Source organism: Aeromonas sp. QDB23, from assembly GCF_027707745.1.
In the GTDB taxonomy this organism is placed as follows: Bacteria; Pseudomonadota; Gammaproteobacteria; order Enterobacterales; family Aeromonadaceae; genus Aeromonas; species Aeromonas allosaccharophila.
Genome location: NZ_JAPCJA010000010.1, coordinates 18,542 through 31,358 on the forward strand (window position 1 = coordinate 18,542; position 12,817 = coordinate 31,358).

The window sequence follows — 12,817 nt, forward strand, 5'->3', positions numbered from 1 at the left end:
GAATCTATTCCTGCCTCAGGCCGCCTGACAGACCCTATTCTTCCCTTCCCGCTTGGCCCGATAGAGGGCGTCATCGGCGCGCCGGAACAGGTGGTCGAAATGCCACTCTCCCTGCCAGTGGGCGACCCCCATGCTGACGGTAATATGGATCCCCTCTACCTCGCTGGCCGCAAGCTGAACCAGCAGTGACTGGCAACGGGCGATCGCCTCCTCTGCGGTGGCATGGCGAAACAACAGCACAAACTCCTCGCCCCCAAAGCGACCGGCCAACACCCCCTCCAGCTCGCGCAGCGCCAGCCCGACCCGCTCCAGCACCCGATCGCCCACCTCATGACCATGCCGATCGTTGACCTGCTTGAAATCATCCAGATCGAGCACCACCAACGCCCCCTGTTGTGCCGGCCGTCCCCGGGCCAGACGTTCCATAAAACCGCGACGATTGAACAACCCGGTCAGCGGGTCATGACTGGCCTGATAGCGCAGCTCCAGCGCCCGGTGCTGGTTGCAGAGCAGCAGCACCCCGAAGGTAAGCATGGAGCTGCCCACCAGCATGGATACATAGGGCAACACATTGAACAGCTGGCGCTGGAACGGGCTTTCAATCACCTCGCCCCAGACGGCACATATCCGCATCAGGGTCATGGCAATCAGCACCAGATTGAGGCCAATCAGCACCCAGACCGCCACCTGATAATCAGGGCGGCCGTGGCGCCAGAGCTGCCAGATGATCAGCGTACTGAGCACGAGGAAGGTGGCGCTGCTGATCATCACCCGCACCGCAATCCGGCCATCGATGGCGACCGACCAGGTCATGATGGCGGCAAACAGCAGGATGAACCCCCAGCAAGCGCGCCAGCCGGGCGGTTGACGGAAGAAACAGCGCTGGGCGACCAGCAGCAACAACACATGAAAAATCAGGAATACATTGCCAACCCAGGAGCCATAAGGCGTGGGGGTCAGCAGCAGACTGGCGAATCCCGCCTGACCCAGCATGGCAAACAGGCTGGACCACCACCAGACCCCGACGCCGGGAATATCGTGGTGAGTCACGCGAATGATGGTGAGCGTGAGGAAACCGAGACAATAGCCACACAAGGCCATGATCATCAAGGTAAAAATATCCAGCTTGAGCAGTAGTGAGGCGTCCATACCAAAGCCATACAGAGAGGGTAACTGAGTATATGAGAAGCGTTTGCCTAGACCCAGAGGGACCTGACTGTTTTCACAATAAAAACATCCTGTTCGCCGGTTTTTCGCGCTGCTGGATCACTATCGCCATTCCGTCACCACAGGCTCGATGCATACCCGCTGATGAGATCCCCCCGACAAAAGCCACATGCGAGCCCCTCGCTATGTAACAAAATGTCTTGGGCACAATTTGGGCTTGAACCCACCCCATTAGATAGATATGTTGTTTTCGTGTGATTTTATGAATGAAGCCATGAGCAATAAATGTCTCTAACCTGTTGAGTCTTCTGACACAATCTGTTTTTGGTACATTTTTCACTCAACCACTATTCATAGCATCTCATATGGGGCTTTTGTCCCGCTCAAGACATTCATCCTGTCTTGCCTGTTGCCGGATGCAGCAGTCTCTTGTGCCACGGAGTCGCACGGGATCAGGTTCAAGGCCGAACACACCACCGACAGAGACGTCACTTATGATCAAAAAACTGATTCTTTCTACCCTGCTGTTTTGCGGGATCGCCACGGCGGCGCCGACCCCAGCCCCCACGTCCACCCTGGATGCCGTGCTCGAACGCGGCGTGCTGCGAGTTGGCTTCGATGCGGGCTATCAACCCTTTGAAATGACCAACAAGCAGGGCCAATACATCGGCTTTGACGTGGATCTGGCCAAGATGGTCGCCAAAGAGATGGGCGTGAAGGTCGAGTTCGTCAACACCGCCTGGGATGGCATCATTCCGGCGCTCTTGACCAACAAGTTCGACGTCATCATGGGCGGCATGACCGTCACTCCCCAGCGCAACCTGCGAGTCAACTTCGCCGATCCTTACATCGTGGTCGGCCAGACCATAGTCCTGCGCAAAGAGAAAGCGGGCGAAATCAAATCCTTCACCGACCTCAACGATCCCAAGTACAAGATCGCGGTCAAGCTCGGCACCACCGGCGAGCAGGCGGTCAAGCGCCTGATCCCCAAAGCCACCCTGCTGCAGTTTGAAACCCAGGATGACGCCAAGCTGGAAGTGATCAACGGCAAGGTCGATGCCTTCGTCTATGACCTGCCCTACAACGCCATCTTCGCCTCCCAGAATCAGGGCGCCGTGGTGCACCTCGACAAGCCGTTCACCTTCGAGCCACTGGCCTGGGCCATCCGCAAAGGGGATCAGGACACCCTCAACTGGTTTAACAACTACCTGCGCCAGATCAAGGGCGATGGCAGCTACGACCGTCTCTACAAGAAGTGGTTCGAATCCAATACCTGGCTGAACCAGCTCAAATAACCTCCGGGGGGCGGCATATGCCGCCCCTGCACCACGCAGCTCCCCACACAATAACGAGAAGAGGTTGTGACTGTGCACACACCCAAACCGACAAGACAGATGGAAAAACAGCCCAATCAGCTACTCTGGCAGGGCGTCTTCCTGCTGATGCTGCTGGTTGCGGTATTCGGCATCTACAAGGCTGTCCAGTCCGTGGATTACACCTGGCGCTGGGAACGCATTCCCCAATACATCGCCTATCAGGCGGAACAGAAGAATCTGGCCGAATTTGACGGCACCGTGATTGCAGGCACCAGCGAGGCCGAGAAGGGCAAGCTGTTCCTGCAAGACGATCTCGACCCCAATGTGCGGCAAGCCATCGCCAGCACCGGCGTACAAGTCGCCGAAGGGGATACCATTTTTCGTGGCGATACCCTCGACACCCAGCTGAGCTGGACCGCAGGCCCCATCGCCTGGGGCGTCTGGGTCACCGTCAAGCTCTCGCTGGTGGCGGGCATCTTCGCCATCCTGCTCGGCACGCTGGCCGGGCTGGCGCGTCTCTCCCCCAACCCAGCCCTGCGCAATCTGGCGGTCACTTACGTGGAGCTCATCCGCGGCACGCCGCTGCTGGTGCAGATCTTCATCGTCTACTTCTTTATCGGCACCGTGCTGAACCTCGATCGCTTCACCGCCGGGGTCGCCGCGCTGGCGGTCTTTACCGGCGCCTATGTGGCGGAGATCGTCCGCGCCGGTATCAGCTCCATCCACAAGGGGCAGATGGAGGCGGGCCGCAGCCTGGGTATGACCTCGGCCCAGACCATGCGCTACGTCATTCTGCCGCAGGCGTTCAAACGGGTGCTGCCGCCGCTGGCAGGCCAGTTCATCAACCTGATCAAGGACTCCTCGCTGGTCTCGGTCATCTCCATCACCGATCTGACCAAGGCGGGACGCGAGGTGGTCAGCTCCACCTTCAGCCCGTTCGAGGTGTGGTTTACCGTGGCCCTGCTCTATCTGGTGCTCACCGGCACCCTCTCTTTCCTGGTGCGTCGTCTCGAGGTGAAATATGCGCGCAGCAACTGATCCCATTATCAAGGTGCAACAGGCATCGATAAGTGCTGCCATCACCGGTACCCCCAGCGCCTTCCCGGTTCGTTTTCTGGAGGCGAAATATGCGTACAGCAACTGATCCCATCATCAAGGCGACCGGCGTAGAGAAGTTCTACGGCACCGAGGTGCACGCCCTGAAAAACGTCAGCACCCAGGTGGCTGAAGGGGAAGTGGTGGTGATCGTCGGCCCCAGCGGCTCGGGCAAATCGACCTTCCTGCGCACCCTCAACCAACTGGAGACCATCAACGACGGCAACATCGTGGTCGATGGCATCTGCCTGACCGAGCCGGGCGACGTCAACAAGCTGCGGGAAGAGGTGGGCATGGTGTTCCAGTCCTTCAACCTCTTCCCCCACCTGACGGTACTGGACAACATCACCCTCGCCCCGCAGAAGGTGCGCGGCCTGTCGCGCCGTGATGCCGAAGACAGAGCCAAGGCGCTGCTGCTGAAAGTGGGACTGTCGGTGAAAGCGGCCAGCTACCCGTCCCAGCTCTCCGGCGGTCAGCAGCAGCGGGTGGCGATCGCCCGGGCGCTCGCCATGCAGCCGCGCATCATGCTGTTTGACGAGCCGACCAGTGCGCTGGACCCCGAGATGGTGGGTGAAGTGCTGGATGTGATGAAGGGGCTGGCCCGCGAGGGGATGACCATGGTGGTGGTGACCCACGAGATGGGCTTTGCCCGCGAAGTGGCGGATCGGGTGCTCTTTATGGAGAGTGGCGAACTGCTGGTGGATGAGAAGCCTGCCGACTTCTTCGACAATCCCCCCTCTCCGCGTCTGCGCCAGTTCCTGAGTCAGGTGCTGTAGCGACCACAACACAGTGGATAGACGAAGAGGGACCCAGGGTCCCTCTTCTTGTTCTTCATGCAGGGTGTTCTTCATGCAGGAGCCCCCCATCCGCTGAACCCGAGTCCCCCTCTCATCGGCTCAGCGCGGGGACTTTCCCAGATAGCGCTCCACGATGCTCCTCACCCCGTCACGTTTCTTGAGCAGGTAAAGCTCCTTGTCAAACTGCTCGATAAAGGCCTGCTTGTAGGGGAACTCCCCCTTGCGGCTGTAACCGAGAAACCCCTGCTCCTTGCTGAGCACGGGGCCCTGCTTGAGCAAGGACATATCGGTCACCGCCAGTTGCGATCCCTGTATCATTTTGAACAGTTCATAGAGCAGCGAGATACGGTCATTGACGGTGCAGTCGATACGGCCACGCACTATCTTGAGCAGATTTTCCCGATTGCTTTTCACCTCCTCCACATCGATCTGCTTCTCTTTCACTGCCTGCCAGAAGAGATCGCCTCCCACGGTGAAACCGGCATTGATTCCGAAGCGAAGACCGCTGTAGTCATCAGGAAACCGTGCCTGCGGGGTATTGGCTGCCACACTGGCGCCGCACATCACTACCAGCTCTTCATCGAGTATCGGCTGGGAGTAGGGCCAGATATAAGGGCGAGCATCGGGCAGATAGTAGGGAGGGAAAATGGCAAACGCACTGCCCCGCTCCACCAGGCTCAGGCCGCGGCGCCAGGGCATGGGTTTGAGCACCACCTCATAGTCACTCATGGAAGCTGTCACTTCACGAATGATATCGGCATAGATACCCCTGACCTCCTCCCCCTCCTGCCAGGAGTAGGGGGGATAGGCGGCATCCGCCAGGATCTCGACCCGGGTCTTGGCGTGCGCCATCATGCACAACCCCAGCAACAAGCAGCACCATACGCGCATAAGCCAGATCCTCCTGAACAAGCCTGCATCAAGCATAGCCATCCGCCGTGCCTTCCTCTGCGGTTGCAGCACCCTCTTTTCCGCTATTTCTACGCCGACGGAAAATGTTAATGAATTATTAAAGCCATCCTTTATGCTGGAGAGCAATTGCTCTGAATGGATGGCCGCTATGGATGTGCAACTGCTTCTGCTCTACCTCTCCCCGATTTTTCTGGCCTTTGTCGGCTGGGAGATGCTCTACCTGCGCAAACATGGCGCCGCCTTCCCCACCGCCACCTACCAGTGGCGAGACTTGTTCGCCAACGCCGCGCTGGCCCTGATGCATCAGGGAGGCGATGCGCTGGCGGCCATCGCCATCGCTTATCTGTATGACACCCTCTGGGGCTGGCGGCTGTTCGATATCGAGCTGAACCTCTGGAGCGTGCTGCTGCTGTTCCTGTTGCAGGATCTCTGCTACTGGCTGTTCCACTTCACCAGCCACCATGTGCGCTGGTTGTGGGCGTCCCATGTGGTGCACCACAGCTCGGAGCGACTCAACCTCTCCACCGCCTTTCGCCAGAGCCTGATGTACCCAATCTCCGGCATGTGGCTGTTCTGGATCCCGATGATTGTCATCGGCTTCCCGCCCGAGGCGGTGGTCGCCACCGTGCTGCTCAACCTGGGCTTCCAGTTCTTCGTCCACACCCAGGTGGTGGGCAAACTCGGCTGGCTTGAGTGGATCTTCAACACCCCCTCCCACCACAGGGTGCACCACGCCAGCAACGCCAAGTACATAGACCGCAACTTTGCCGGGGTGCTGATTATCTGGGATCGGCTGTTCGGCACCTTTGTCGAAGAAGACCCGGCCGAGCCGTGTCGCTTTGGCATCACCAAGCCGATCCACAGCTTCAACCCCCTCACTCTCACCTTCCATGAGTGGCGCGACATGCTGCGTGATGCCCGAGGCCTGCCATGGCGACAAAAGCTCGCCGTTTTGTTTGGCAAACCGGCCGGGCCTGCCAGTCGCTGAGCCCTCGCCCCAAATAACAAAGTCCGGATAGCAAGTCCCTGATAACCAGTCCCTGATAACAAAGAGAGCGCCACGGTGGCGCTCTCTTTATATGGTCAATCACATCTTCGATATCAGAGATGGGCGAACGACCAGACGGCGGGGATCAGGCTCAGCAAGGTCACTCCGGCCAGCCATCGCTCGCGGCCGCTCAGGCGCAGATCCGCCCCCAGCTGACGGCGGCTGTAGAGAAACAGCAGCAGGCCCGGCCCGTAGAGCAGTAAGGAGAGCAGCAGATACTCCACCCCGGCGGCATAGAGCAGCCAGAAGCCGTAACCACTCGATACCAGTGCCACCGTCCGCATCAGGCTCTGGCCCTGCCCTCCGTCCCCCTTCCTGCTGAACGAGAGCTTGAGCAGAAACAGGCCGATCAGCAGGTAGGGCACCAGGATCATCGAGGTCGAGATAAGCAATAAGCTGGTGTAGCCCTTGCCGAGCAGCCACACCAACAGCAGGCATGTCTGCACCGTCAGACTGGTGAGCCAGAGCGATGCGATGGGGGTGCCGTTGCGGTTCTGGCGCCGGAAGATGGCGGGAAACGCACCGTGACGGGCCGCGCTGAACGGCACCTCGGCCGAGAACAGGGTCCAGCTCACGTAAGAGGCGAGCACCGAGACGATAAGGCCGACACTGATCAGCACCTTGCCCCAGGAGCCGGTCATCTGGGCCATCAGCCCTGCCATGGAGGGGTTGGGCAGGGCAGCCAGTTCGGGGCGACTCAATATCCCCAGCGCCAGCACCGAGATAAGCACATAGAGCAGCAGCGCCAACACCACGCCGAGCACGGTGGCCGTGCCCACATCCCGTCGGTTTCTGGCGCGGGCCGACAGCACTGCCGCCCCCTCGATGCCGGTAAAGACCCAGAGGGTGATCAGCATGGTGTTGCGCACCTGCTCGGAGACCGGCACCGCCAGGGTGCTGCCCTGCTGATCCGCCGCGAAGGTGACCGGATCGAACCAGTAGCAGGCGAACAGGATAAACAGCAGCAGCGGCAGGCTCTTGGCCAGAGTCGCCACCAGATTGAACAACGCCGCCTGCTGCACACCACGGGCCACCAGCAGGTGCACCGCCCAGAGGATGCAGGATTCACCGACAAACGCCGCCAGGGTATTGCCATCACCAAACCAGATCTGCTCGGGGGTATCGATAAAGCTGCCCAGCGCCGCAAAGGCGATCACCAGATAGCCCACCACGCCGATGGTGGCACAGAGCCAATATCCCCAGGCGGAGAAGAAGCCCACCAGATCGCCAAAACCGGCGCGGGCGAAGCTATAGATGCCGCCGTCGAGATCCGGCCTGAGCCGCGACAGATAGAGAAAACTCATGGCGAGCGCCAGGATGCCCACCCCGGTCACACCCCAGCCGATCAGCACGGCGCGGGCGCCTGCCACCTCGGCCATGTTCTGGGGCAGGCTAAAAATCCCCGCCCCCACCATGGAGCTGAACACCAGCGCGGTGAGAGACCAGAGCCCAATCTTGTTCTCTTTCATGGAAGCTCCTTAGCGCAGCCGGCTGCTCAGCGCCTGAACATGCTCGGGGCCGATACCGCAGCAACCGCCGATCAAATTCGCCCCGGCCCCGCGCCAGCGCTCGGCCCAGCCGAGATAATCCAGCGGCCCCAGATCGGCGCGGATCTCGTCCAGCCCGTCGTTGGCGGTGGCCTCTTTGGGTTGCGGCGGGAAGGCGTTGGCATAGGCACCGAGGCGAATGTCAGCGCGGCCCAGCGCCTGCAATCGGGTGCTGGCCACCTCGAGCGCCCCCTCAATCACCTCGGGCTGACAGCAGTTGAACAGGATGGCATCGACCCCGGCCGCCACCAGCGAGGTTACCGCATCGGCCACCTGCTCGCCGGAACGCAGTCGCGGTTCGTTGCACGGCGCCTCATCTTCCAGCGTGAAGGAGACCCAGAACGGCTTGCCGTCATCAGGCAGCAGCGCTTTCAGGGCCAGTGGCTCGGCAATCAGGCTCATGGTCTCGGCCAGCCAGATATCCACATAAGGGGATAGCGCCCGGATAAGCGGTGTGGCCAGCTCGCTCACCCGGTCCGCCTTGAACAGGTCGGCACGGTAGGAGCCAAAGAGCGGTGGCAGAGAACCCGCCACCTGCACGGCGCCCTTCTGCTCGTCAGCCACCTCACGGGCCAGCTGACCAGCCAGCGCTGCCAACCCCTCCCCGTCGGCAAAGAAACGCTCATCGCCGATATGAAACGGCACCAGCGCATAGCTGTTGGTGGTGATGACCCTGGCCCCGCTAGCCACATAGGCCTGATGCACGTCACGCACCGTCTCTGGCGCCTCCATCAAGGCCAGCGCCGACCACTCGGGTTGACGAAACGGTGCCCCCCGCCGTGCCAACTCGCGCCCCATGCCCCCATCAAGCACCCACAATTCCCTGGTTTTCATCTGTCGTGTCTCTTTGTTATATGCGTTGTTTATTTGCGTATTTATCTGTTTGTTTTGTTGATCTGCGGTTTCGCATCGAATCGCTGCAGATCGTCCTGCTTCATCCTGGGAAGCCCTTTTATTATACAGCCATAAAAACATATAGATGTTTAGATGGCCAAAACAAGATAAAACAAAGTGCCACGGGCGGCAATCAGTATCAGCAGAAATCAGCGTGCAAACGGCGAGGCAAACGCAGAAATGCAAGAGGCCACCCGAAGGTGGCCTCATCACAATCTTGATCCGCTGGCGACTTAACGCCCGGCCAGCACTCGCTTGATCTGCTTGACCCAGTCCGAGACCCGACCCTGCTGCGGCAGACCGCGCCAGATCTGCTCCCACTGGGCAGGGCTGAGAGGACGACCGAGGCGACGCTGTACACCCGCATAGAGGTAGTCATGGGCCGTGGTGGCCGCATGCTCGGAGGTGAGGAATTTGGAGACCGGATCGGTCAACCGCACATCCCGCATGCCGAGCAGAGGATAGTCGTTGTGCACCGCCGCCAGCATGGTCTCGCGCATGGCGGACTCGATGTAGCCACGGGCAAACAGGGCGGTCACCGACTCCAGCGACCCCTGATCCGGGCCATGATACTGCTCATCAAAGACCGGGCTCGGCTCTGCCATGCCGCTTTGCACCACCGCATCGGGATCCGGCTGCGGCACCACCACGGCAGGCTTGGGGGCAACCGGCTTGGCTGCCACTGTGGCTTTGCGCGGCGCACTCTGACTACAGGCACCCAGTGCCAGGGCGAGCGCGACACAGGCCAGCGCACGGGAATGAGACTGCATCTTCATGACTCTTATGTCGCTCCTTTTACGATTCCTGAGCTGGCTTCTCGGCCACAGCCGGTTCGACCCGGGTAACCAGCAGCTGATCAATCTTGTAACTGTCGATATCCACCACTTCGAACTTGTAACCGGCGTATTTGACCGAGTCGGTGCGCTTGGGGATCTTGCGCAGCATATACATGATGAAGCCGGCAATGGTCTCGTAGTTCTGGTTCTCGGGGAACTCTTCGATATCGAAGGCGCGCATCACGTCGGAGATAGGGGTCACCCCGTCCACCAGCCAGGAGTTCTCGTCACGCTGGACGATCTGCTCTTCCACCACGTGAGTCGCCCACTCGCCCATCACGGTACTCATCAGGTCGTTCATGGTGACGATCCCCACCACCAGCGCGTACTCGTTCATCACCACGGCAAAGTCGCCACGATGATTTTTGAAGTACTCCATCGCCTCATAGAGGTTCAGGGTATCGGGGATGATGATGACGTTCTGCACCAGATTGCCGCCGATGAGATCGATGCTTTGGCCACTGATGACGCGGATCAGCAGCTCTTTGGCATCGACGAAGCCCTTGATGCTGTCGAGGTTGTGGTCACAGACCAGAAACTTGTTGTGAGGGTGCTCGGCGATCTTCGCCTTGATGCTCTCTTCACTCTCTTGCAGGGTGAAGTAGATCAGGCTCTCGCGGGCCGTCATGGCGGAGGTAACGCCAAGGGATTGCAGCTCGAACACGTTCTCGATGAGCTGATGCTCCTCGCGCTGGATAACGCCGGCCTCAGCGCCTGCATCCATCACCGCATAGATATCGTCGGAGGTGATCTCGTCGTTGCGCACCGTGGAGACGCGCAGCAGGCGGAACAGGGAGTTGGCCAACCCGTTGAAGACCCACACCAGCGGCATCAGCACGGTGACGAAGAAGAGCATGGGGCGCACCACCACCACGGCAATCTGCTCGGGCATGGTCATGGCCAGACGCTTGGGCATCAGGTCGGCGATCAGGATAAACATGCCGGTGACGAACACGAAGGAGGCACCGGAGCTGATCTCGCCAAGCCAGGGGCCCTGGTAGAACTGGGAGACAATCTCCTTGATGGCGGGGTTGAGGGCAGACTCACCCAGGATACCGCCCAGAATGGCGACGGTATTGAGGCCAATCTGCACCACGGTGAAAAAGTTACCCGGCTGGGCCTGCAGGGCCAGCACCTTTTCGGCCTGGCGATTGCCTTCATCCGCCATCACCTGCAACTTGATTTTGCGAGACGCGGCGAGAGAGATCTCGGAGAGGGAGAAAAACACACTGCCGCCTACCAGCAGCATTAAAAAGAACAAACTATCGGCAAAACTCATGATGAACCTATTGCTACACCCGCCTTAGCACAAGACGGCAAACTGGGCCCGGGAGACCGGACCGTGAGTCCATCCGGGACTCACACAGGGGACGTATTCTATCAGAAAACAGCCAGTTGGGGGCTTTATCTTACTCCGACCAGTTATGCAACAAAAAAGGCGCTTCACGCGCCTTTTTATTCACTTCCGGTCAGCCCTTGCCCAGCAGGGAGCCCAGATCGTCCGCCTTGGTGTGGCGCACATCCTTGCCTTTCACGTAGTAGACGATGTACTCGCAGATGTGCTGGCAGCGATCGCCGACCCGCTCGATGGCACGCGCCGCCCACAACACGTTGAGGACCTGGGGGATGGTGCGGGGATCTTCCATCATGTAGGTCATCAGCTCGCGGATGATGGACTCGTACTCACGGTCTACCTTGTCATCTTCCTTGTAGACCGCCAGCGCTGCATCCAGATCCATGCGGGCGAAGGCGTCGAGCACATCGTGCAGCATCTTGATGGTGCGACGGCCCATGTTCTCCAGCGACACCAGCGGCGGCTGCGGCTTGTTGGCGTTGTCGGTCAGCATGCGGGCGATCTTGTCGGCCACGTCGCCAATGCGCTCCAGATCGGTGATGGTCTTGATGATGGCCATCACCAGTCGCAGGTCGGACGCTGTCGGCTGACGCTTGGCGATGATGCGAGTGCACTCCTCGTCGATCGCCACTTCCATGGCGTTGACCTTGTGGTCGTTGGCCACGATTTTGCGCGCTGCATCGAGATCCTGATCGTGGATCGCCGCGATGGCATCGGTGAGCTGCTGCTCCACCAGACCACCCATCACCAGCACCTGATTGCGCACGCTCTCTAGCTCGGCATTGAACTGACCGGAGATGTGTTTATTGAGGTTCATATTGTCCATACAAATAATCCTTGATGCTCCGAGTATGCCCTAGTCGTGGAACCGACTGCCAATCTGTTTGCTGAGGTTCATCCTTTCCTCTCCTTAGCCGTAACGACCGGTGATGTAGTCTTCGGTCTTCTTCTTGGCCGGGGTAGTGAAAATGGTGTTGGTATCCGAGTACTCGATAAGCTCGCCCATGTACATGAAGGCGGTCTGATCCGACACCCGCGCCGCCTGCTGCATGTTGTGGGTCACGATCACCACGGTGAACTGGCTCTTGAGCTCGTTGATCAGCTCTTCGATGGTGAGGGTGGAGATGGGGTCGAGCGCCGAGGTCGGTTCGTCGAGCAGCAACACTTCCGGCTCGATGGCAATGGCACGGGCAATCACCAGACGCTGCTGCTGACCACCGGAGAGACCGAAGGCGTTGTCGTGCAGACGGTCCTTCACCTCATCCCACAGGGCCGCACCACGCAGGGAGCGCTCGGCGGCTTCATCCAGAGTGCGGCGATCGTTGATCCCCTGCAGGCGCAGGCCATAGACCACGTTCTCGTAAATGGACTTGGGGAAGGGGTTCGGGCGCTGGAACACCATGCCCACCTGACGACGCAAAGCGGAGACATCGACGCTCTTGTCATAGATGTTGTGGCCGTGCAGCTGGATCTCCCCCTCGATGCGGCAGATCTCCACCAGATCGTTCATCCGGTTGATGCAGCGCAGCAGGGTCGATTTGCCACAGCCGGACGGGCCGATAAAGGCGGTCACCTGCCCCTTGGGGATCTTCATGTTGACGTTGAACAGCGCCTGCTTGCTGCCGTAGTACAGGTTGAGATCCTTCACCTCCAGCGCGGTCTGCTCCGGGCTCAGGTTGAGCAGGTCCAGCGCGGTGTGCTGGGTGGACGTGGTCGTTACGTTGATCATCTTTTACCTCAAAATCAGTCTGGAGTAGCCGGACTCTTGCCAGCGACTGCCATGATTGCTGCTGACAGATGGCGGCACTCTTTGGTCCGCACATCTGTTCTCTCGATCTTGTCTCAAGGACG

The 12,817-nt window shown here is 59.7% G+C and carries 13 protein-coding genes; 5 read left to right on the forward strand and 8 right to left on the reverse strand.

Annotated elements, in window-relative coordinates; translation table 11 throughout:
- Positions 1-15: 15 nt before the first annotated feature.
- Positions 16-1,149 (reverse strand): GGDEF domain-containing protein, encoded by a 1,134-nt coding sequence (locus tag PG888_RS06690; RefSeq protein ID WP_182932554.1) that lies wholly within the window; start codon positions 1,147-1,149, stop codon positions 16-18.
- A gap of 512 nt (positions 1,150-1,661) precedes the next feature.
- On the opposite strand from PG888_RS06690, the gene PG888_RS06695 reads away from it, so the two are divergent.
- The 4 genes from PG888_RS06695 to PG888_RS06710 all read left to right on the forward strand — a co-directional run bounded on the left by PG888_RS06695 (position 1,662) and on the right by PG888_RS06710 (position 4,354).
- On the forward strand, positions 1,662-2,462 hold the full coding sequence (locus PG888_RS06695; RefSeq protein WP_042060381.1) for a transporter substrate-binding domain-containing protein: 801 nt from the start codon (positions 1,662-1,664) through the stop codon (positions 2,460-2,462).
- A gap of 99 nt (positions 2,463-2,561) precedes the next feature.
- Positions 2,562-3,521, forward strand: a complete 960-nt coding sequence (locus tag PG888_RS06700) for an amino acid ABC transporter permease (RefSeq protein ID WP_042060384.1) — start codon at positions 2,562-2,564, stop codon at positions 3,519-3,521.
- Positions 3,505-3,627, forward strand: a complete 123-nt coding sequence (locus PG888_RS06705) for a hypothetical protein (RefSeq protein WP_257696993.1) — start codon at positions 3,505-3,507, stop codon at positions 3,625-3,627. The genes PG888_RS06700 and PG888_RS06705 overlap by 17 nt, the downstream gene beginning before the upstream one ends.
- Positions 3,611-4,354, forward strand: a complete 744-nt coding sequence (locus PG888_RS06710; protein ID WP_111806638.1) for an amino acid ABC transporter ATP-binding protein — start codon at positions 3,611-3,613, stop codon at positions 4,352-4,354. Before PG888_RS06705 ends, PG888_RS06710 begins: the two co-directional genes overlap by 17 nt.
- Positions 4,355-4,474: 120 nt before the next feature.
- On the opposite strand, the gene PG888_RS06715 is transcribed toward PG888_RS06710, so the two are convergent.
- Positions 4,475-5,266, reverse strand: coding sequence for a substrate-binding periplasmic protein (locus PG888_RS06715; protein ID WP_182939333.1), 792 nt, complete (start codon positions 5,264-5,266; stop codon positions 4,475-4,477).
- 169 nt (positions 5,267-5,435) lie between these two features.
- Here PG888_RS06715 and PG888_RS06720 point away from each other — a divergent pair, with 169 nt between their 5' ends.
- Positions 5,436-6,275: a sterol desaturase family protein gene (locus tag PG888_RS06720; RefSeq protein WP_182939332.1), complete on the forward strand. Its 840-nt coding sequence runs from the start codon at positions 5,436-5,438 to the stop codon at positions 6,273-6,275.
- Between the two features lie 113 nt (positions 6,276-6,388).
- Here PG888_RS06720 and PG888_RS06725 read toward each other — a convergent pair whose 3' ends face one another.
- The 6 genes from PG888_RS06725 to pstB form a co-directional block, all read right to left on the reverse strand.
- Entirely contained in the window at positions 6,389-7,804 is a 1,416-nt protein-coding gene (locus tag PG888_RS06725) for a basic amino acid/polyamine antiporter (RefSeq protein ID WP_182939331.1), read from the reverse strand.
- Positions 7,805-7,813: 9 nt separating this feature from the next.
- A complete protein-coding gene (locus PG888_RS06730; RefSeq protein WP_182939330.1) occupies positions 7,814-8,716 on the reverse strand; it encodes a homocysteine S-methyltransferase family protein in 903 nt (300 codons plus the stop codon).
- Between the two features lie 293 nt (positions 8,717-9,009).
- Entirely contained in the window at positions 9,010-9,552 is a 543-nt protein-coding gene (locus PG888_RS06735; RefSeq protein ID WP_069555291.1) for a hypothetical protein, read from the reverse strand.
- Positions 9,553-9,571: 19 nt separating this feature from the next.
- Positions 9,572-10,891: a hemolysin family protein gene (locus PG888_RS06740; protein ID WP_182939329.1), complete on the reverse strand. Its 1,320-nt coding sequence runs from the start codon at positions 10,889-10,891 to the stop codon at positions 9,572-9,574.
- A 190-nt stretch (positions 10,892-11,081) separates the two neighbouring features.
- On the reverse strand, positions 11,082-11,792 hold the full coding sequence (phoU, locus tag PG888_RS06745; protein ID WP_042060395.1) for a phosphate signaling complex protein PhoU: 711 nt from the start codon (positions 11,790-11,792) through the stop codon (positions 11,082-11,084).
- Positions 11,793-11,876: 84 nt separating this feature from the next.
- Positions 11,877-12,695: a phosphate ABC transporter ATP-binding protein PstB gene (pstB, locus tag PG888_RS06750; RefSeq protein ID WP_033138278.1), complete on the reverse strand. Its 819-nt coding sequence runs from the start codon at positions 12,693-12,695 to the stop codon at positions 11,877-11,879.
- Positions 12,696-12,817 lie beyond the last annotated feature (122 nt).

What these genes read in the sequence shown, in the direction of transcription:
- PG888_RS06725 (WP_182939331.1), bottom strand. Translation starts at nt 7,804, where the DNA reads ATGAAAGAGAACAAGATTGGGCTCTGGTCTCTCACCGCGCTGGTGTTC.
- PG888_RS06695 (WP_042060381.1), top strand. Translation starts at nt 1,662, where the DNA reads ATGATCAAAAAACTGATTCTTTCTACCCTGCTGTTTTGCGGGATCGCC.
- phoU (WP_042060395.1), bottom strand. Translation starts at nt 11,792, where the DNA reads ATGGACAATATGAACCTCAATAAACACATCTCCGGTCAGTTCAATGCC.
- PG888_RS06700 (WP_042060384.1), top strand. Translation starts at nt 2,562, where the DNA reads ATGGAAAAACAGCCCAATCAGCTACTCTGGCAGGGCGTCTTCCTGCTG.
- PG888_RS06710 (WP_111806638.1), top strand. Translation starts at nt 3,611, where the DNA reads ATGCGTACAGCAACTGATCCCATCATCAAGGCGACCGGCGTAGAGAAG.
- PG888_RS06740 (WP_182939329.1), bottom strand. Translation starts at nt 10,891, where the DNA reads ATGAGTTTTGCCGATAGTTTGTTCTTTTTAATGCTGCTGGTAGGCGGC.
- PG888_RS06705 (WP_257696993.1), top strand. Translation starts at nt 3,505, where the DNA reads ATGCGCGCAGCAACTGATCCCATTATCAAGGTGCAACAGGCATCGATA.
- PG888_RS06720 (WP_182939332.1), top strand. Translation starts at nt 5,436, where the DNA reads ATGGATGTGCAACTGCTTCTGCTCTACCTCTCCCCGATTTTTCTGGCC.
- PG888_RS06735 (WP_069555291.1), bottom strand. Translation starts at nt 9,552, where the DNA reads ATGAAGATGCAGTCTCATTCCCGTGCGCTGGCCTGTGTCGCGCTCGCC.
- PG888_RS06730 (WP_182939330.1), bottom strand. Translation starts at nt 8,716, where the DNA reads ATGAAAACCAGGGAATTGTGGGTGCTTGATGGGGGCATGGGGCGCGAG.
- PG888_RS06715 (WP_182939333.1), bottom strand. Translation starts at nt 5,266, where the DNA reads ATGCGCGTATGGTGCTGCTTGTTGCTGGGGTTGTGCATGATGGCGCAC.
- PG888_RS06690 (WP_182932554.1), bottom strand. Translation starts at nt 1,149, where the DNA reads ATGGACGCCTCACTACTGCTCAAGCTGGATATTTTTACCTTGATGATC.
- pstB (WP_033138278.1), bottom strand. Translation starts at nt 12,695, where the DNA reads ATGATCAACGTAACGACCACGTCCACCCAGCACACCGCGCTGGACCTG.